Origin of the sequence: Ruania rhizosphaerae (genome assembly GCF_009805705.1) — a bacterium.
Lineage (GTDB): Bacteria > Actinomycetota > Actinomycetes > Actinomycetales > Beutenbergiaceae > Ruania > Ruania rhizosphaerae.
In genome coordinates, this window is the sequence record NZ_VSMB01000015.1 from 54,708 (window position 1) to 72,790 (window position 18,083).

An 18,083-nucleotide genomic window follows, 5' to 3' on the forward strand; every position below is an offset into this window, starting at 1 on the left:
GTCGGAGTCGGTCGGCTCGGCGTGAGGACCGGGGCGGCCGGGCACGACCACGTACGGACCCTCACTGCTACCAACGCATGAGCCGTCCATGAAGTTTCGCATACCTGCACCCGCCTGCGACCATGGAACCATGACGTCTGAGCTGAGCGCACGTACCCGCTCCCTCGCCGTGGCCACCACCGAGATCGAACGGCACGTCGCCGGCCGTGGCTGGGATGCCGAGATCGCCGTGTTCTCCCTGGTGCGGACCAGCCAGATCCTCGCCACCAGCCCCCAGCTGGCCCACGAGCTCCCCGCCGGAGCCGGTGAGGATCCCGAACACCTCACCTCGATCGAGCAGGACGGTCTGCCGGAGGCCGCAACTCTGGAGGATCTACTGGCCCAGCTGGCGTGGCCGGAGACTGTCGACGGTGCGGCGATCGTGGTCGAGCGCATGGTCGTGCCCCCGGAAGCGGAGGCGCAGATGCCGCAGGACCCGGAGGAAGGGCTCGCCTTCCTCATGGCCCATCCCGCGCGGCAGGACGTCCGCATCGCCGTCGGGGTGCTGCGCACCGGGGAGACCTGGTGCGCCCTGCGTTCGCGAGCGAACGACTCCGATGACGCCGTCGGTGGGGGCCCGGAGGCAGTACCAGGCCTCGCGCAGGCGCTCTCGGCCACACTCGCCTAACGAGAACGGAATCGCTCGTCGATTTGGCGGCTCTCAAGCCGCCAAATCGACGAGCGATTCCGTCAACAGGAGGGCAGGCCGTCCGTCTGACCGTCGCCGATGGCCTCGACGGCGTCCCTCGCCTCCTCCAGTGTGCTCACGCTGACCACGTGGAGGCCGTCGGGGATGTCCTCGGCGGCTTCGGCGCAGTTGGCGGCCGGAGCCAGGAAGTACTCGGCGCCGTCGCGTTCGGCGGCATACATCTTCAGCGTGATCCCGCCGATCGGGCCGACCGTGCCCTCCAGGCTGATCGTGCCGGTACCGGCCACGACGTGCCCCCCGGTCATCTCCCCCGGGGTGAGCTCGTCGATGATCCCGAGCGCGAACATCGTGCCGGCGCTCGGGCCGCCGACGTTGTCGATCTGGATGTGCACGTCGATCGGATAGCTGAACTCGGCGTCGAGGAACACCCCGAGCACGCTGCCGCCGTCCCCGTTGCCGGTGGTGACGATCTCCAGATCCGTGGTCTCGCCGTCCCGGTCGACCTCCAGCAGGACCGGCGTTCCACCCGGCGTCGCAGCGAGCACCTCCGCGAGCTCCTGATAGGTGGTCACCGTGGTGCGCTCCGATCCCACAGCGATACCGGTGAGCACATCTCCCTCACGCACGATCCCGTCCGCGCCCAGCTGCGGATCGGCCCCGACGATGGTCAGCTCGGCCGGCACGTCGTACCCGAGGGCAGTCAGGGCTGCGACAGTCGCGTTCTCCTGAGACGAACTCATCTGCTGCTGGGCGAGCCGGTCTTGCTCCTCGGCGGTCACGTCCGGATCGATCACGGCTTCGACGGGCAGCACCCGGCGTCCCGGGTCGAGCCATCCCCGCACCACGCTTCCGGCATCGACCGGGAATCCCGGCCCGCCGGCGGTGGTCACCGTGGTCAGCAGCAGCTGCCCACTCGTCTGGTACGTCTGCGCACCGGAGACGGTAATCAGCTCGGTCTCCTCGAGTGCGCCGAGCGCGTCGAACGTGGGGCCGGCACCCTGCACTGCGTACGGCACCGGTGTGAGAAGCATGAGCAGCAGCAGCCCGAGCGTGGCGAACCCGGAGATCGTCATCGTGATCGACCGCGTCCCGATCCGATCCAGTACACGCGGCCCCTCGGGCGTTCCCGTCGCAGACATGCCCCCTATCATCCACGGTCGGCGGGTGCGCCCTGAGCGAAAGGCGCCACATCGACGGTGCCGCATACAGCACGGTGTGGTTACCGTGAGGCATGGCCGACGAGAACGCGCGGGAACAGCTACGCCGGATGCTCGAGCAGTTGCTGGGGGCCGAGGGCGCCGAGGAGGCGATGCGAGCGTTCGAGGCGAGCGGGATCGATCCGGCGCAGCTCGCCGGTGCCGGGATGCCGACCGATCCGGCGCAGGTGCAGGCTGCGATGGCACAGATGCAACAGCTGATGGCCTCGGGCAACGACTCCGACAGTCACTGGCGGATGGCCAAGGATGTCGCACGTCAGGCCGCCCACGCCAGCGGCGACGCCAGCGTCAGCTCAGCCGACGCCGCGCGGGTCCGTACGGCGCTGTCGGTGGCCGACCTGTGGCTGGACGCCGCGACAGAACTACCGCCGTCGGGGGGCAAGGCCGTCGCGGCTTCACGTGCGGAATGGGTCGAGCGCACGTTGCCGACCTGGCGAGCGGTGGCCGAGCCAGTCGGAACATCGGTGGCCGAGGCCCTGGCAACTACCATCGACGCCGGCCAGGACGGACTTGGCGCGGCGATGCCGATGGCCGGGATCGACCTGTCAGGCATGATGCGCACCCTCGGTGCCGCAAGCTTCGCGATGCAGGTGGGGCAGGGGGCAGGAACGCTCGCCAGGGAGGTCTTCGGGGGCACCGATGTCGGTCTTCCCCTGCTGCCCGAACCAGGGCTACTACTGGTGCCGGCGAACGTGAGCGCCTTCGCGGACGGGCTGGACGCTCCGGAGGAGGAGGTGTGGCACTTCCTCGCCGTCCGGGAGGCAGCCCACGCCCGCCTGTTCACCCACGTGCCGTGGCTGCGCTCCCATCTGTTCGGTGCGGTCGAGGAGTACGCCCGCAACATCGAGATCGACCTCGAGCAGATGGAAGAGGCCGTCCGGAGCATCGACCCGACGGATATGCAGCAGTTGCGGGACGCCCTCTCGGGCGGCATCTTCTCCCCGCAACGCACTCCGGCACAGGAGCGTGCACTCCTGCGCCTCGAGACGGCACTCGCGCTCGTCGAGGGCTGGGTGGAGGAGGTGACGGCGGCTGCTGTTGCACCGCACCTGCCGCATGCCGTCCCGTTGCGGGAGATGCTTCGCCGACGGCGTGCCGCCGGTGGCCCCGCAGAGGACACCTTCCGTTCTCTGGTCGGTCTTGAGCTGCGCCCGCGCCGCGCCCGTGATGCGGCCACGCTGTGGGGGCTGGTGGCACGCGACCAAGGCGTCGAGGGCCGGGACAGGTTGTGGTCCCACCCGGACGTGTTCCCGACCGATACCGATCTGGACGCACCAGGGGAATTCCTCACCAAACGTGCGGCGGAGGCGATCGCCGACTCCGAGATGGATGCGGCCCTGGCCGCCATGCTCGACGGCGAGGAACGGCCGGAGCAGAGCCCGCCGGCACAGGATCACCCCGACGACAGCGGCGACCCGGACAACCGCAGCGACGAGGGCGACGAGGGCGGCCCAGACCCGCGTTGAACGACCGTCTGACACCCTCACGGCCGAGCGACACCGTCAGCCAGCTCCAGCGATAGGTCAGACTGTCACACCTGTGTCAGGTGCCCAGGTGACGACGGGCCCGCCTACGTCCCCCGGCGCGCTCAGTTCTCCTCGACGTGGGTGACGCCAAGGAGGAACCCGCGAGCGCGTTCTGTCTTCGGGTAGCGCTCGAGCAGTGCCCAGAAGTTCTGGTCGTGCCCGGCTTCGATCAGGTGGGCCAGTTCGTGCAGGAGCACGTAGTCGAGCACCCACCCGGGCATGCCCTGCACCCGGTCGGAGATCCGGATGGTGCCGGACTCCGGGGTGCAGGATCCCCACCGTGAGCCCTGGTTGTCGACCCAGGTCACCGAAGTCGGCACGGCACGTTCATCCAGGTATCGCTCGGCCAGCTCACGAGCACGTCGGGTGAGAGCATCCTCGTCCGGGCGCCGACGGCGGTCGCCTGCGGCCAGACGGGCGAGCATCCGGCGCACCCAGGCTTCTTCCTCAGCCCGGCTGAACCGGCCAGGGATGGCGACAACCGTGCGACCGTGCTCCCGGTAAGCGGAGACGGTCTTGCGCCGTCGGCTACTGCGTCGCACGAGGACGGTGACGCCGTCGACCACGCGCGCCTGCTCACGACCTCTCACATCGCCAGCCTGGCACAGCCCCTCCCGGTTTATCCACAGGTTCGGGTGAGAAGCCTTCGCGCTCGTTCCTCGTGTGCAACGCTCGCAACGAGGAGGACGAGGATGCGATTACGACCGGGGTTCGAAGTGTTCTGGCGGCAGCCAGGGGTCAGTCAACTGGGCATCGATCCGCGCTGCGCCGTCGTGCTGGAGGGGTTGAGCGACGCCGAGCAACGACTGGTCGAGGAGGTCCCCCGTGCGCTCGACGCGTCGGTCCTGCGCGAACGTGGCAACCAGCTGGGGTTGCCAGGTCGGCAGATCCAGCGCCTGGTGGAGCGGCTGCGGGCCGCGAACCTCCTCACCGATCGCCCCCACGGGTGCGACGAAGGACCGGACGCGGCGTACTGGCACCGGGCAGCGGCCTCCGGCGTCGAGCGACCCGCCGACCGGTCCGGCACGGTGGTGGAGGTGCGCGGGATGGACCGCCTCGGGCTGCGCTTGGCACTGATCGCCGCCGAGGCCGGCGTCGGCACCGTCCTCGTGCGTGACGGCGGACGGGTCCGGCCTGAGGACGTCTCACCCGGCCTCTATCATCCGCGGGATGTCGGCCATCCGCGCGAGCGTGCAGCACTGTCGATCCTTCGTACCGCCGCACCCCACCTGCGGGTGAGTGCACCGGAGGGGATTCGGCCTGATCTCGTGGTGCTGGTGCACCGGGACGTCGTGGACCCGGTTCCGGTGCGAGCGCTGATGCGAGAGGACGTCACGCACCTGTGCGTCGTCGTCGGAGAGCTAGGACTCACGGTCGGGCCGTTGGTACGGCCAGGTCTGAGCGTCTGTACGCGATGCCTGGATCTCTACCGGTGTGAGCACGACGACCGATGGCCTGCGGTGGCCACGCAGGCTGCAGCCCGGGTGCCCGCTGGCCCGGAGACGTCGCTGGCCTGGGCTGGTGCGGCGCTGGCGGCGCAGATGCTGCTCGCGCACGCGGATGGTCGCAAGGTCCTGGTCGACGGATCGACGTTGGAACTGACAGCGTGGGAGCCGGTTCCGGTCGAGCGCCGGTGGCACCCCCATCCCGAATGCGGCTGCACGTCCGCGACGCTGGTGCGAGCTCGCGACTGACCCTGGCGAGGGCGGGGCCATCTGCGAGCCGAAGTCAGCTACCCCCGAGCTGTGCGAGTCGCCTCCAGCGCCCATGAAGCACGCGGCGACCCGGCCCCACCGACGGGCTGGTCGAGGATGCCGGCAAGCGGGCGTGGCGGCCCGCCTCACGCAGCAGAGGTGCTGCGTGAGGCGGACGGCGCGAGCGGGTCGTTCTTACGGGGACGGCCGCGGCCACGCTTGCGCGCCACGATCTCCCCATCGACGAAGACCTCCCCACCCCAGACACCCCACGGCTCACGCCGTTGCACAGCTCCGGCGAGGCATTCGGCCTTCAGCGGGCAGGAGGCGCACAAAGCCTTGGCCCGCTCGACCTCATCGGTGCGTTCAGCGAACCAGAGGTCCTGCGTGGAGGTGTCCTGGCAAGGCAGGGGTTGGTCGTCGGTGGCTGTCAGGTCGACGGAAGTGGAGGGGAAGTTCCAGCCAGTCGCCGAACCACCACGGGTGAGATGGTCGAGAACTGAGGTGTACTGCACGAGATGCTCCTGAGGCATGGTGGGTGAGCCGGGAATGGGACCGGGCTTCACTCGCCGAGGTGGACCTCGAGGAACGAGTAAGGCCGCGGACCCGTGCTGGGCTCCGCGGCCTGATCTGCGACAGGAGTGGTGTCAGTTCAGATCCGGGACGGAGCCGGGGGCGGGCGCGCCGAGGGAGTTGGCACCGGTATCGATGCCACTCCCGCCGATCACGCCGGCAGCAGCGCGGGGGCGCGCCATGGTGAGCGCGCAGGTGCTGCCAGACCGGACGTCGATCATCGGCGTGCTGATCAGGTTCTTCATCTCCACTGCGCTCACCTCCTCAGGCCTCGGGAACCGCTTCTCGCTGGCTAGGCGACGGCTCTGCTGTCTCGGAACGGGATTCAGACTACGACGCCATCCACGAACGCCCAAGTCTTTTTTCGAAGTTTCTTCAGATTTCTTTCTCAGGCCCCATCGCCGGGGGCCTGGGACCCTCCATCGTCGCGGACGACGGCGAGGATCTCGGCCCCATACGCCTCGAGCTTCGTGGGACCGATTCCCCGCAAGATCGCGAGCTGACGCATGTGCGTGGGCCGGGCAGCGGCGATCGCGACGAGTGTGCTGTCGTGCAGCACCGTGAACGCCGGCCGGTCCAGGCTCTGCGCCGTCGCGGCTCGCCAGGTCCGGAGCCGGTCGAACACCTCCGGGTCAGCGTCCTCCAGCGTCAGCGAGGAGGCGAGCGCTTCGGCGCGAGCTGCCTTACCCCGGCGACGACGCGCAGGTCGCTCATCGCTGGGCCAGATTCCATCGAGGAACCGTGAGGGTCTGCGGGTGCCTCGTCCACCGGCGTTGCGCGACCGGGCAAACGAGAGCTCGAGATGCTCGCGGGCGCGCGTGATCCCGACATAGAGCAGCCGCCGCTCCTCGGCGACGGCGTCCTCGGTCTCGGCCATGGAGATCGGCAGGAGGCCGTCCGAGACTCCGACGAGGAAGACCGCGTCCCATTCCAACCCCTTCGCGGCATGGAACGAGGCGAGGGTGACGCCGTCGACGGTCGGGGCATGCTGAGCGGCGGCGCGTTCGGTGAGTTCGGCGACGAGCTCACCCATGTCGGCCTGCCTGGCGGCGTAGAGGTCGTCGGCCAGTTGCACGAGCGCGTTGAGCGACTCCCACCGCTCCCGTACTGCTCCACGGGCAGCGGGGGCCTCCGGTGCCCAGCCGGCACTGGTGAGGACATCCCGTGCTGCCTCCGGCAGTGGCGTCTCACCCTGGCTGCGTACCGCCCCGCGCAGCAGCACGACGGCGTCCCGCACCTCTTTTCGTGAGAAGAACCGTTCGCCCCCTCGCACCAGGTATCCGATCCCGGCACGGCTGAGCGCCTGTTCGTACGCTTCTGACTGCCCATTGGTGCGGTAGAGCACAGCGATCTCGGCGGTGGGAACGCCGCTGCGGATCAGCTCGGCCGCCCGAGCCGCGACCGCGCTCGCCTCGGCCTCATCGTCGTCGTGCGCCACGAATCGCACCGCGGGACCGGAGGGTCGCTGTGCCTGCAGTTCCACCGAGGCTGCCGACCGGAAACGGCCGGCACCAGCCAGGACGGAGTTGGCGAGGGAGACCACCTGCGGCGTGGACCGGTAATCGCGGACCAGGCGCACCACGGTCGCCTCCGGGTACCGGCGTGGGAACTCCGTGAGGTACCGGGGGGTGGCGCCGGTGAAGGAATAGATCGTCTGGGCCGCGTCCCCGACCACGCACACGTCGTCCCGTCCGCCGAGCCAGAGCTCGAGCAGCCGGTGCTGCAGCGGGGAGACATCCTGGAACTCATCGACGACGAAGTGCCGGTACTGCCGGCGAACCCTCTCGACAACGTCGGCACGCTCCGCCAGGATGCCGACTGTCAGCAGCAGGACGTCCTCGAAGTCGATGACGTTCCGGTCGGTCTTGGCGTCCTCGTAGACCGACAACAAGCGCGCGATGGTCGTGGGATCGAATCCGGCCACCCCGCTACGGTCGGACGCGGCGGCGGCCCGCGGGTAGTCGTCAGCAGTGACCAGCGAGACCTTCGCCCACTCGACCTCGGCTGCGAGGTCACGGATGGCCAGCCGGTCCACCGAGAGACCGAGACGCCCGGCAGCCTCACCGATCAGTGGGGCCTTGTGCTCCATGATCCGCGGCACACCCCCGCCGATCGCACTGGGCCAGAAGTAGGAGAGCTGACGAAGCGCGGCCGCATGGAACGTGCGGGCTTGCACACCCGGCACCCCGAGATCACGCAACCGGGTGCGCATCTCCCCCGCCGCCCGGGCGGTGAAGGTGACGGCGAGCACGGTCTGCGGGTTGTACACCCCGGAGTGCACGCCGTGCGCGATCCGGTAGGTGACCGCTCGTGTCTTTCCCGTGCCGGCGCCCGCGAGCACGCACACCGGGCCGGTGAGCTGCTCGGCCACGGCACGCTGGTCGGGGTCGAGTGCCTCGAGGAGCTGGTCCGGGTCTGTCATCGCCCTCGATTGTGACAGCCGGGACCGACAGTGACGTGACCGGTCCACAACCGCCCCGGTCGGCATCGTCAGGAACAACCCAGCCGGTGCCGGGGTTGCTCCGGCCATGACCACCACACCTGAAGCCGGCAGCGTCCTGATGTACAGCACGACCTGGTGCGGCTACTGCCATCGTCTCAAGGGCCAGCTCACCCGTTCCGGAATCGCCTTCACCGAGGTGAACATCGAGGAGGTCCCGGATGCGGCCGCGTACGTCGAGCAGGTCAACGGCGGGAACCGGACGGTGCCCACGGTCGTCTTCCCGGACGGTACTGCGGCGACCAATCCGTCACTGGCAGAGGTCACCGCGCGCCTGGCTCCGTGACGATGGTCACCGCGGCAACGGCCCGCCGAACCACTCCTCGATGAGGCTGCACGCGATCGAGGTCGGCCGCGGCAGTCGCATCGATCCGCTCGCGCACGCCCGCGTGACCTCATCCCGCGTCACGAACTGAGCGGCGCTGATCTCGACGCCGTCCGGGTCGGTTTCACGGTCCCGCGTACGGCCGCGGAAACCCAGCATCAGGGACGCGGGAAACGGCCACGGCTGACTGGCTCGATAGGTGACCTCGTCCACCCGCACCGCCGTCTCCTCGTGAACCTCACGCCGGACTGCCGCCTCGAGCGACTCGCCCGGCTCGACGAACCCAGCAGGTACTGAGTACTGACCCTCGGGCCAGTGAGTCGCGTGGCCGAGCAGCAATCGGTCGTCGGGATCGGTGATCGCCATGATCACTGCCGGATCCGTGCGCGGGAAGTGCTGCGAGGAGTCGACCGGGCACCGGCGGACCCATCCGGCGTCGATGATCTCGGTGGCAGCGCCACAACGCGGACAGAACCGGTGGGTCGCATGCCAGTTCGCCATGGCCAGTGCTGTCGCTGCCAGTGAGGCGTCCCGGCCGGAAAGCTGCCACCCGATATCGCGGATGTTGAGGTAATCGGCACTGCCGGCTCCCTGCGGGTCATCGGTGCGACGAGATGTCTGCTCCGACGCCTCCTCGACGGCCGCAAGATAGGTCGTCTCCTCGTCTCGACCGAGATAGAACCACAGCGACCGGTCGGAGGCCGTGACGTCCAGGGCCAGCCGAGGGACGCCGTCGGGCTGGCTGGCTGCAGCCACACGGCCCTCACGCACGTGCACCACCCGAGTACCGGCCTGTGCACGTAGCTCGCCGATCAGCTCGGGCCTCCCGCGCTGGCGGGCGTCACGATCGATGCCGGGCCGGGCCAGGGGAAGGAGATCGGAATCCATGCTGTCAGCCTGGCACACACGGCGATCGGGCAACGCGCCGACGATCAACCGGCCCACCGCGCCCGAGGAGGCCTACCGTGAGCATGTGCCCGAGACTCCTCGTTCCCCGCTCGCCCTCGCTGCGCTCGCGACCGTCGCGATCCCGGGCCTGGACATCGTGGCCACGCGGCCACCGCGCAACCCGGGTGCCGACTTCGATGTCGTCGGCGTGCTGGACGCCTCCCGCCGCCGCTGGATCGTGCGCGCCCCGCGCCGGGCCTCCGCCGGTGCCGCCCTGGAAGGTGAGGTGTCGCTGCTGAAGCAGCTGGCAGCGGCTGTGGACGGCGGAGCCCTGAGTTTCGACGTACCGCGCCCGGCGGGCTTTGCTCCCCTGCCCGAGGGGGGACGGGCGATGGTCTACCCCCAGCTGCAGGGCACGCCCCTCGACCTCGCTTCCCTTCGCCCAGGCCCTGGACTGGCGGCGCAGATCGGGCGCGCGATCGCTTCGCTGCACGAGCTCGACGCTACAGTCGTGGGCGACGCCGGGCTGCCGGTCTACGACGCCGACTCCTACCGGCGCCGCCGGCTCTCCGAGGTCGATGAGGCTGCCCAGACCGGATACGTGCCCTCGGCATTGCTACGGCGGTGGGAGCATGCGCTGGAGAACGTGACGTTGTGGCGCTTCCGGGCCACGCCGGTGCACGGTGACCTGGCCGCCGAGCACGTCCTGGTGGCCGATGGTGACGTCGTCGCGATCCTCGACTGGTCCGACGCCCGGGTGGCCGACCCTGCCGACGACCTGGCGTGGCTGCTGGCAGCCGCACCGGAGGAGTCACTGGACTCCATCCTTGAGGCCTATTCCCTGGCACGCACCGAACGCGGTGATGACCACCTCGCCGACCGTGCGGTCCTGGCCGGTGAACTCGCCCTGGTGCGCTGGCTGATGTACGGAGTACGCGCCCGGGACGGCCGTGTGATCGATGAGGCGATCGAGATGCTGCGCCAGCTCGAGGAGGATGTCGCCGACGCTCCCCCGCTCGGCCAGGTGGAGCCGGTCCTGACCGAGCCGATCGGCGAGGAGGAGTGGAGCGAGGACGACCACGACGAGGCGATCGACGCCGGCGACTCCACCGGCCATCGAGCCGGCGTACTGGTCGGAGACGATGCCGAGACGGGTGATCTGAGCGAGTTGCGGGCACTGCGTGAGGAGCACCACGACCCGCCCGAGCCGGCGGGTGCGGAGATCCGGGTGGGCGACGAACGTCCGGCCAGGCGCGGAGATGACGAGACGCCGACCGTGCAGCTTCCTCCGCTGACCTGACGCTTCGGTCCATCGTCGGCCCACACCGGAGCGGGCACAGTGGGGATGCTCAGACGGTCTGAGTGGCTACGTCGAAGCTCAATCGCTCACCGCGCGGGTGGGAGGTACCTGTGCCTTCGGCCGTCCCGACGTTGACGACCATGAGAGATTTCCACCCGTTCTCGGTGAAGAACTCACCGTCGATACCGGCGTGGTCCATCCCGTTCATCGGCCCGGTCGCGAGCCCGGCCGCACGCAGGCCGACGATGAGGTACCCGGCCTGGAGCAGGGCATTGTCACGGGCTATGGCCGACCGCTGGTCAGGATTGCCCGCAAGCCTGTCGCGCATTCCAGGAACGTGCGGGAACAGGCGGTCCATGTGCTCATGGAAAGCCGGGTCGTAAGCGATGACGATGCTCAGCGGCGCGGTGGCGACACGTTCCTTGTTGCCCTCGGCCATATGGGTGACCAGGCGCTCGCGAGCCTGCTCGCTGCGCACCACCAGCAGTCGCATCGGCACCGTGTTCATGGCTGTGGGGCCGTACTTGACGAGATCGTAGACTGCGCGAATCTGCTCGTCTGCGACGTCGGCGGCCGCGAACTCCCGGGCGGTGCGAGCCTCGAGGAAGAGCCGGTCGGCCGTCTCGGCCTCGAGGCTGAGGTGCGGAAAGGGTCGGGTCGTCGTATCGATGCTCATATCGGCGAAAACTATTGAGCATTCAATGACATTCCTGAATCCGAACGTGACCTCTCTCACGAACGGATCGAGAGCCCACCCAGCACCGCGGCGACGTCCTCCTCACCCAGGTCATCGCCGCTGACGGTGACGTCCTCAGCCACGTAGTAGAACGAGGCGCGGACCTCCGTCAGTGGCACGTCGTGCAATCGGGACCACGCGATCCGGTACAGGGCGAGCTGCATCTGCCGCGCTCGCGTGGACTCCGGGTCGTGCGGCGGGGATCCCGTCTTCCAGTCGACGATGTGGACACCGCGTCCTGCCGTGAACACCGCGTCGATCCGGCACCGGATCATCACCCCCTGCACGGGCGTCTCGATATCGACCTCGACGTCCACCGGAGTGCGGCTCGCCCACTCGCTGGCGAGGAACGCTCGCTGCATCTCGGCCAGAGCAGCGTCGTCCCCGGAACCGCCTTCATCCTCAGCCCCGGGCAACGACTCCCAGTCGATCAGGGCGCGACTGCCGAAGTACTGCTCCACCCAGGCATGGAACCGGGTACCGCGGCGCGCGTGCACGCTCGGCCGGAGGGGAACCGGGCGGCGGCGGGCGCGGCGGAACGCCTCGGCGTCCTGGGCGAGGGACACCACTGCGGACGCGGACAAGTGTGCCGGCGGATCCGCCGTCAGAATCCGGTTCTGCTCTCGCTCAGCCAGCAGCAGCTCGGCCTCTCGCCACCATTGCTGCACCTCGGTTGGCAGCGATGGGGGCACATCGTCCGCGTCATCGCGCCGCGGTGCCACAGAGTCCCACCACTGCAGCAGTCGCTCGCCCGTCCAGGACGGCGGAGCCGGCCAGGAGGCTGTGGTGATGTCGTCCTCGGCCGGGTTCGTCTCATGCTCGCTCGTCGCCGGCCACGCGCCACCGGTGTGCGCCAGACCTGCAGCCAGTACCTCCTCCAGGAACGGCGACGGGCGGTTGACGGACTTGCGCTCACCCCAGAAGGAGCCTGTGAGCAGGAGGTGGTGGCGGGCACGCGTGAGCGCCACATAGGCAAGCCGCCGTTCCTCGTTCAGCAAGCGCTGCCCCTCGGCCAGGCGAAACTCGGCGATGGCCTCCTCGACTCCGGAGTGTGTCGCGGGGGCAGCCAGGTCAAGTTCGGGCAGCGACGCGTGGTCTCCGCGCAGGGAGTACGGCAGCGAGGCGATCCCGCTGAGCCACCCGCTGCCCGTATACGGCTTGCCCGGTGCCGGAGGTGGTGTGAACGACGGGAAGTCGCCGACATTCATCCCCACGACGGCCACCGTGTCCCACTCCAAACCCTTGGCGGCGTGCACGGTCATCACCTGGATGGCGTGCGGATCGGGTTCGGCCTCCTCCACCTCCAGGCCGCGTTCCTCGTCCTCAGCGACGTCCAGGTACGTGAGAAAGTCACCGAGGCTCGGGGCGTCGGTACTGTGGGCGAACTCTGCGGCCGCGGCTGTGAATGCATCCAGGTGGCGGCGCGCGTGGCCGGCGGATCCGCCGCTGGTCGCGAGCACCTCGATATCGAGATCGAGGGCCTGCTCGGTGGCCGTCACCAGCTCAGGGACGGCGAGGTGGGTCAGCGAGCGGATGTGCCGGATCTGATCCGCGAGCCGACTCAACCGATCCCGGGCAATACTGCTCAGTGAGCGCCCCTGCCCGGTGCGCCACGCGTGCGGTGGCAGGCGGTCGATGGCCTCCACGAGACTGGCTTGTTCCACCGGTTCGAGGACCTCAGGCTTGTCGTCCGAGGCGTCGGCCCGGTCGGCTGCCGTGCCTTGGGGAGCTGCCTGCTGGCGGGCGCCGGCCTCCCACAGCGCACCGCTGCCGGCATCGGCCTCGGCGAGAGGTTCCTCGATGTCACCTTCCTCCGCCCATGCGCGCGCCTGGGCCCGTGACCACTCGGCGAGCACCCGCAGGTCAGCGGCTCCCAGATTCACGCTCGGCCCGGTGAGCAGGCGCATCAGCGCATCACCACGGGCGGGATCGTGGGCCACCTGCAGAGCGGCACGTACATCCGCGACCTCGGGAGTGGAGAGCAACCCCGCCAGGCCGACCACCTGGCAGGGCAGTCCCACCTCCCGGAGCGCACGCTCCATCATCGGGAACTGCACCCGTCGTCGGCACAGCACGGCAGCAGAGGAGTCCGGGCGCCAGTACCGGCGCATGAAGTCAGCGACGATCGCCGCCTCTTCGACGGCTGTCTCGGGATAGCGGGCGTGCACGGCACCCTCACCGGCGCCCGGGCGGGGGCGCAGCTCGACCACACCGCCGGTCCGTAGCGGACCTGCGACGACGTTCGCGGCACGCAGCACCGCGAGGTCGTTGCGCCACGCGGTGGACAGATGCGCGGTCCGGGCCGGTGCGCCCTCAGCGGCTGGAAATGCCTCCGGGAAGTCGAGCAGGGTTCCGGCCGCAGCCCCGCGCCAGCCGTAGATCGCCTGGTTGGGATCCCCGACGGCGGTCACGGGGTGCCCTGCGGCGAACAACGCGCGCAACAACTGGACCTGGGCGACGGAGGTGTCCTGATACTCGTCCAGGAGCACCACCCGGTAGCGGGACCGCTCAGCGGCTCCGACCTCGGGCACCTGCGTCGCCACGGTCGCGGCGATGCGGACCTGATCGCCGAAGTCGACCACAGCATCGGTTCTCTTGCGGTCGATGAATGCCTCGACCAGGTCCATCAGCTGCACTCTCGTGTGAAGCGAGGTGAGGAGCTTACGCGCGGACTCCAGCGGCCCCTTCGATCGCGATCCGGGCTCGATCTCCTTCTCGCTGACCTCGACCAGAATCCGCCGCATCTCCTCCGCGGCTTCGCGCGGGCTCCGGCCATGTTCGGAGAGCTCGGCCGCGACGGCCGCCACAGCATCGATCACGGTGGTCACGGCCGAGGGAGTCTCGATGTTCCCACCCCAGGTGTTCACGACCGCCTCGGCGAGCTGGTAGCGCCCGGCGTCGCCGATCAAGGTGGCATCCGGGTCCACGCCGATACGCAGGGCATGGTCAGCCACGATCGCCGCCGCATAGGAATTGTAGGTCGCGATCCTGGGCCGGTCGGCCACCGTATCCCCGATCGTCACCCCCGCCCGCTGCAGCCGTCGCAACCGCGAACGGATCCGCGCTGACAGTTCGGCGGCGGCCTTCCTGGTGAACGTCAGCCCCAGGATCTCCCCCGGTGTAGTAATGCCGTTGGCCACCAGATACACGACGCGGGAGGCCATCGTCTCGGTCTTGCCGGACCCTGCTCCTGCCACGACGAGCATGGGATCGAGGCCCGCCTCGATCACCGCCTGCTGCTCATCGGTCGGCGGCGGCTGCCCGAGCGTCTCGGCGATTCGTGCTGCGGTCCACACGATGCTCACGGCTGGAGCCTCCCGCCATTCTGCTGTGCCGGGCAGGACGTCCGCACCGGGCAGATCCGGCAGCGGGGGTTCGGCCGGGCCTCGAAGGTCGCGGCAGCCATCGCAGCGGCTCCGGACAAGACCGTCTCCTCCGCCCATCCCGGTTCAGGGTCTTCCGCGAGCGGCCGCTGCTCCCGCTGCGAGACCTTCTTGGTCCCGGCGCCGAGGTAGACCAGCGCGGCACCGTCAGAGGCTCCCTCACCGTCGGCGCCACCCTCGTCCGCGCCAGGTTCCGACGCGCCCGGCGCCGTCTCGGTGGCCAGTGCCGCAAAGGCGCCGTGCTGGACGGCGACCTGGTAGCTGCCGAGTTGCGGATGACGTTCAGCTTCCGGTTTGGACACTGGTGTCTTGCCGGTCTTGAGGTCGACGATCCGTAGCCCGCTCGAGGTGCGCTCGACGCGGTCGACCCGCCCGCGCAGCCGCACGCCGCCATCATCGAGGTCGACCGAGAACTCGACCTCGGCGGCCACCGGCCGGTCGGCCCGTTCGGCGATGTATTGCGCCAGTTTGCGCATGATGTCCTCGCCCCGCTCTCGCTCCCGGCGGGCGACCCATCCATCCCCCAGATCGAGCTCGTGCCAGCGCTCGGCCAGTGCCGCGAGCAGCTCCGGCTCACTACCGCGAGGATGCTCGGCAGCGATCTCGTGCACCAGGTTCCCCAGGCCTTGCGCGGCGGAGTCGCCTGGGCGTCCGCCGTGCCGGGTCAGTGCCCACCGCAGGGGGCAGGTGGTCACGTCCTCGAGGGTGGAGGGCGAGACCGTCACCGGTTCCCCCTCCTCCCACAGCGGGCTGGTGGTGCTGGGAGTACGGAACGTGGGCCACTGCCCCGGGTCGGCTCCATGCACGTGGTGTTCGGCCAGATGCGAGAGCAGCGCGGCCGCCGCTCGTACGCGGCGGTCATCGCCCGCGTCGCCGAGCGCATCGTCACTGTGCACATCACCACTGAGCGCATCGTCGCCAGCGCCTCCCGCCGCGGCCAGCACGGGTCGCAACTCACCCCGCAGCCGCCCGACCAGCCCGCGCAGATCCAACGGAGCCGCAACCGGTGTCACCGCCGGGAGCTCCTCGTCGTCGGGCAGCAACGCCTCCACGAACACCGATGGCCGGGCGTCGGTATCGAGCACGGCCGTGACCAGAAGGTCCCGGCGAGCTCGAGAGCAGGCGGAGACGAATGTCCGCAACTCCCCCTCGTAGACCTCACGACGAGCCCGGCGGAAGGCATCCACCTCGGCCCGTCCCGCACGATCGGTGGTCGCCACGTGGCGTTCGGTCGCGATATCGGCCAACTGCGCCGCCCCCAGGAGCGTGTCCCGGATCCGCAGGTCCGGCCAGGTGTCATCCTGCACCCCGGCCACCACCACCACGTCCCACTCGCCGCCGGCTGCTGCCGCCGGCGTGTGCACGGCCACCGCGTCACCGGCGTCTCCGTGCGCAGCCAACGTGTCCGCTGGGAAATCCTGGGCTGCGAGGTACTCGAGGAACTTCCCCGGCGAGGCGAGAGTGCTGCGGTCGACGAACTGCTCCGCCGCTCGGAAGAGCGCCATCACCGCGTCGAGATCGGTGTCCGCCCGGTCCCCTCCGGAACCGCCCGCCAACGCACGCCGCTGCCACGCGGACGCCAGCCCGGTGGAGTCCCAGATCTCCCAGAGCACCGTCTCCACCGTGGCACCCTCGCGTGCCAGTTCCTCCGCCGCTGCAGTCAGCACCCGCAGCACGGAGCGCACCCCACGAGCGAGCCGCTCCGGAAGTGCACTCACCAGGTCGGCGGACTCCGTAGCCGCCTCGCCGCATCCGTCGGGCTGCACCGCAGGAGAGAACAGGTCGCTGAGCAGATCCTCCGAGAGCCGGCCGCCGCCGTCGGAACGCTCCCGGTGCCGGAGGGCACGCCGCAATGCCCGCACCCCGACGGCGTCCAGACCACCGAGCGGGGAGGTGAGCAGCGCCGCCGCATCCTGTGGCGCCACCTCCGCGGTGATCGCGCAACGCAGCGCGAGGAGCAGTGGCCGCACCGCCGGCTCTTCACGCAAGGGCCGGTCCGCGGTGGCCATCGCGAGCGGAACCCCGGCCGTGCGCAGCCCGCGCCGTACCGCGCCGACCAACGAGCCCGACCGGACGACCACTGCCATCTGCGACCAGGGCACGCCATCGTGGACATGCTTCTCTCGCAGATGGCGTGCGATGTAAGCGACCTGCTGCGCCTCACTGGCCAGCAGCACCGCCTTGATCTGGGCGGCTCCGTCCTCGGCCGGGGCGCGCCGGCGACGCGTCTCACCCATGACGGGCAACGGCTCGGTCAAGGTGATCACGGCATTGCGGATCGGAGCCGGGTGCCGCCATACCTGGTCAAGCACATGCGCCTGCGCTCCCCACGCCCCGTCCTGCCCAGGCGGCAATGTGGCCGTGTGCAACAACGCCGGCACCCCACCCCGGAACTGCTGAACCGCCAGGTCCGGATCTCCGAGCACCGCGATCTGGGCGCCGTCCTCGGCACAGGTGTCCAGCAGCCGCGCCGTGGCCAAGGTGGCGTCCTGGTAATCATCGTGCAGCACCAGCGACCACCCGGGCCGCGGCACCTCCGGCACGGTCTGCGCCCAGGTGCGCAGCGCGCTCACCGCCTCGTCGACGATCGTGGCGGCGTCGTAGCGCGCGCCACGGTCGGGTGTGGTCTGGCCGAGGGTCAGTACCTGGGTGTATTCGGTCAGCAGCTGCCCAGCGGCGCGCCACTCCGGCCGTCCGTAGTGCTCGCCCCATGCGGCGAGCCCGTCGCCGTCGAGCCCCGCCTCGGCTGCCCGCATGAGCAGGTCGCGCAGTTCGTGCCGGAAGGCGCGCAGGCCGAGGGTCTCCGTGCTGATCGACGCGGGCCAGTCGATCGGCGCCCCGTCGCCGGCAGCATGGCCGGCCAGCAGGTCGGCGAGGATCTGGTCCTGCTCCGGTCCGGTGACCAGCGTGGGTGGCGGCTCCCCGAGGTGGCTCGCCCGCAGCCGCAGGATTGCGAATGCCAGCGATGCGGGCGTGCGCACCAGGACCGAACCCGAGGTCCGCTGCAACCGGGACGCGATCTCGTCTCGCACCTGCGCCGCGCGCCGCCGCGTCGGCACCAGCAGCACAGCCTCGCCCCGGCCCTCGGTGACCCAGTCGGTCAAGGTGAGGGACGCCGTCGTGCTCTTCCCGGAGCCTGGTGCTCCGTACACCGCGTGGTGTCCCCCGGACCGGATGGCATGGCGGGCGGCCTCAGCCGCGCCGCTGAGGCGCGAGACGAGGGCAGTGGTCGAAGGCACGAGACGATCACACC

At 69.9% G+C, this 18,083-nt stretch carries 14 protein-coding genes; 5 read left to right on the top strand and 9 right to left on the bottom strand.

The genetic code is table 11. From position 1 onward, the window contains the following. Window positions 1-130 precede the first annotated feature (130 nt). A complete protein-coding gene (locus tag FV560_RS17290) occupies window positions 131-667 on the top strand; it encodes a PPA1309 family protein (RefSeq protein WP_159622819.1) in 537 nt (178 codons plus the stop codon). Window positions 668-729: 62 nt separating this feature from the next. On the opposite strand, the gene FV560_RS17295 is transcribed toward FV560_RS17290, so the two are convergent. Next, window positions 730-1,827, bottom strand: a complete 1,098-nt coding sequence (locus tag FV560_RS17295; protein ID WP_159622820.1) for a YlbL family protein — start codon at window positions 1,825-1,827, stop codon at window positions 730-732. Window positions 1,828-1,919: 92 nt separating this feature from the next. Between FV560_RS17295 and FV560_RS17300 the strand changes: the two genes are divergently transcribed. Further along, complete coding sequence (locus FV560_RS17300) at window positions 1,920-3,371, top strand: zinc-dependent metalloprotease (RefSeq protein WP_159622821.1); 1,452 nt, start codon at window positions 1,920-1,922, stop codon at window positions 3,369-3,371. A 122-nt stretch (window positions 3,372-3,493) separates the two neighbouring features. Here the strand turns inward: FV560_RS17300 and FV560_RS17305 are convergent, their stop codons facing one another. Then, window positions 3,494-4,021 carry a M48 metallopeptidase family protein gene (locus FV560_RS17305; RefSeq protein WP_200837766.1) on the bottom strand — a complete coding sequence of 176 codons (528 nt, stop codon included), beginning with the start codon at window positions 4,019-4,021 and terminating at the stop codon, window positions 3,494-3,496. Window positions 4,022-4,123: 102 nt separating this feature from the next. Here FV560_RS17305 and FV560_RS17310 point away from each other — a divergent pair, with 102 nt between their 5' ends. Further along, window positions 4,124-5,125, top strand: coding sequence for a hypothetical protein (locus tag FV560_RS17310; RefSeq protein WP_159622822.1), 1,002 nt, complete (start codon window positions 4,124-4,126; stop codon window positions 5,123-5,125). A gap of 146 nt (window positions 5,126-5,271) precedes the next feature. On the opposite strand, the gene FV560_RS17315 is transcribed toward FV560_RS17310, so the two are convergent. The 3 genes from FV560_RS17315 to FV560_RS17325 all read right to left on the bottom strand — a co-directional run bounded on the left by FV560_RS17315 (window position 5,272) and on the right by FV560_RS17325 (window position 8,120). Further along, entirely contained in the window at window positions 5,272-5,640 is a 369-nt protein-coding gene (locus FV560_RS17315; protein WP_275401918.1) for a WhiB family transcriptional regulator, read from the bottom strand. Between the two features lie 132 nt (window positions 5,641-5,772). Further along, window positions 5,773-5,958, bottom strand: coding sequence for a hypothetical protein (locus FV560_RS17320; RefSeq protein ID WP_159622824.1), 186 nt, complete (start codon window positions 5,956-5,958; stop codon window positions 5,773-5,775). A 128-nt stretch (window positions 5,959-6,086) separates the two neighbouring features. Beyond that, window positions 6,087-8,120 (bottom strand): ATP-dependent helicase, encoded by a 2,034-nt coding sequence (locus FV560_RS17325; RefSeq protein ID WP_159622825.1) that lies wholly within the window; start codon window positions 8,118-8,120, stop codon window positions 6,087-6,089. Window positions 8,121-8,226: 106 nt separating this feature from the next. Between FV560_RS17325 and FV560_RS17330 the strand changes: the two genes are divergently transcribed. Then, window positions 8,227-8,484: a mycoredoxin gene (locus FV560_RS17330; protein ID WP_159622826.1), complete on the top strand. Its 258-nt coding sequence runs from the start codon at window positions 8,227-8,229 to the stop codon at window positions 8,482-8,484. A gap of 6 nt (window positions 8,485-8,490) precedes the next feature. Here FV560_RS17330 and nudC read toward each other — a convergent pair whose 3' ends face one another. Further along, on the bottom strand, window positions 8,491-9,411 hold the full coding sequence (nudC, locus tag FV560_RS17335; protein WP_159622827.1) for an NAD(+) diphosphatase: 921 nt from the start codon (window positions 9,409-9,411) through the stop codon (window positions 8,491-8,493). Between nudC and FV560_RS17340 the strand changes: the two genes are divergently transcribed. Then, window positions 9,410-10,711 carry a macrolide 2'-phosphotransferase gene (locus FV560_RS17340; protein ID WP_159622828.1) on the top strand — a complete coding sequence of 434 codons (1,302 nt, stop codon included), beginning with the start codon at window positions 9,410-9,412 and terminating at the stop codon, window positions 10,709-10,711. The genes nudC and FV560_RS17340 overlap by 2 nt on opposite strands. 49 nt (window positions 10,712-10,760) lie before the next feature. On the opposite strand, the gene FV560_RS17345 is transcribed toward FV560_RS17340, so the two are convergent. Genes FV560_RS17345 through FV560_RS17355 form a run of 3 tightly spaced genes read right to left on the bottom strand, consistent with a single transcriptional unit; the run spans window position 10,761 to window position 18,069 of the window. Further along, entirely contained in the window at window positions 10,761-11,387 is a 627-nt protein-coding gene (locus FV560_RS17345; protein WP_159622829.1) for a malonic semialdehyde reductase, read from the bottom strand. 56 nt (window positions 11,388-11,443) lie between these two features. Next, complete coding sequence (locus FV560_RS17350; protein ID WP_200837774.1) at window positions 11,444-14,752, bottom strand: ATP-dependent DNA helicase; 3,309 nt, start codon at window positions 14,750-14,752, stop codon at window positions 11,444-11,446. Continuing rightward, window positions 14,749-18,069 carry a UrvD/REP family ATP-dependent DNA helicase gene (locus tag FV560_RS17355; RefSeq protein WP_159622831.1) on the bottom strand — a complete coding sequence of 1,107 codons (3,321 nt, stop codon included), beginning with the start codon at window positions 18,067-18,069 and terminating at the stop codon, window positions 14,749-14,751. Before FV560_RS17355 ends, FV560_RS17350 begins: the two co-directional genes overlap by 4 nt. Window positions 18,070-18,083 lie beyond the last annotated feature (14 nt).

What these genes read in the sequence shown, in the direction of transcription:
- FV560_RS17325 (WP_159622825.1), bottom strand. Translation starts at nt 8,120, where the DNA reads ATGACAGACCCGGACCAGCTCCTCGAGGCACTCGACCCCGACCAGCGT.
- FV560_RS17295 (WP_159622820.1), bottom strand. Translation starts at nt 1,827, where the DNA reads ATGTCTGCGACGGGAACGCCCGAGGGGCCGCGTGTACTGGATCGGATC.
- FV560_RS17345 (WP_159622829.1), bottom strand. Translation starts at nt 11,387, where the DNA reads ATGAGCATCGATACGACGACCCGACCCTTTCCGCACCTCAGCCTCGAG.
- nudC (WP_159622827.1), bottom strand. Translation starts at nt 9,411, where the DNA reads ATGGATTCCGATCTCCTTCCCCTGGCCCGGCCCGGCATCGATCGTGAC.
- FV560_RS17340 (WP_159622828.1), top strand. Translation starts at nt 9,410, where the DNA reads ATGCTGTCAGCCTGGCACACACGGCGATCGGGCAACGCGCCGACGATC.
- FV560_RS17330 (WP_159622826.1), top strand. Translation starts at nt 8,227, where the DNA reads ATGACCACCACACCTGAAGCCGGCAGCGTCCTGATGTACAGCACGACC.
- FV560_RS17310 (WP_159622822.1), top strand. Translation starts at nt 4,124, where the DNA reads ATGCGATTACGACCGGGGTTCGAAGTGTTCTGGCGGCAGCCAGGGGTC.
- FV560_RS17300 (WP_159622821.1), top strand. Translation starts at nt 1,920, where the DNA reads ATGGCCGACGAGAACGCGCGGGAACAGCTACGCCGGATGCTCGAGCAG.
- FV560_RS17290 (WP_159622819.1), top strand. Translation starts at nt 131, where the DNA reads ATGACGTCTGAGCTGAGCGCACGTACCCGCTCCCTCGCCGTGGCCACC.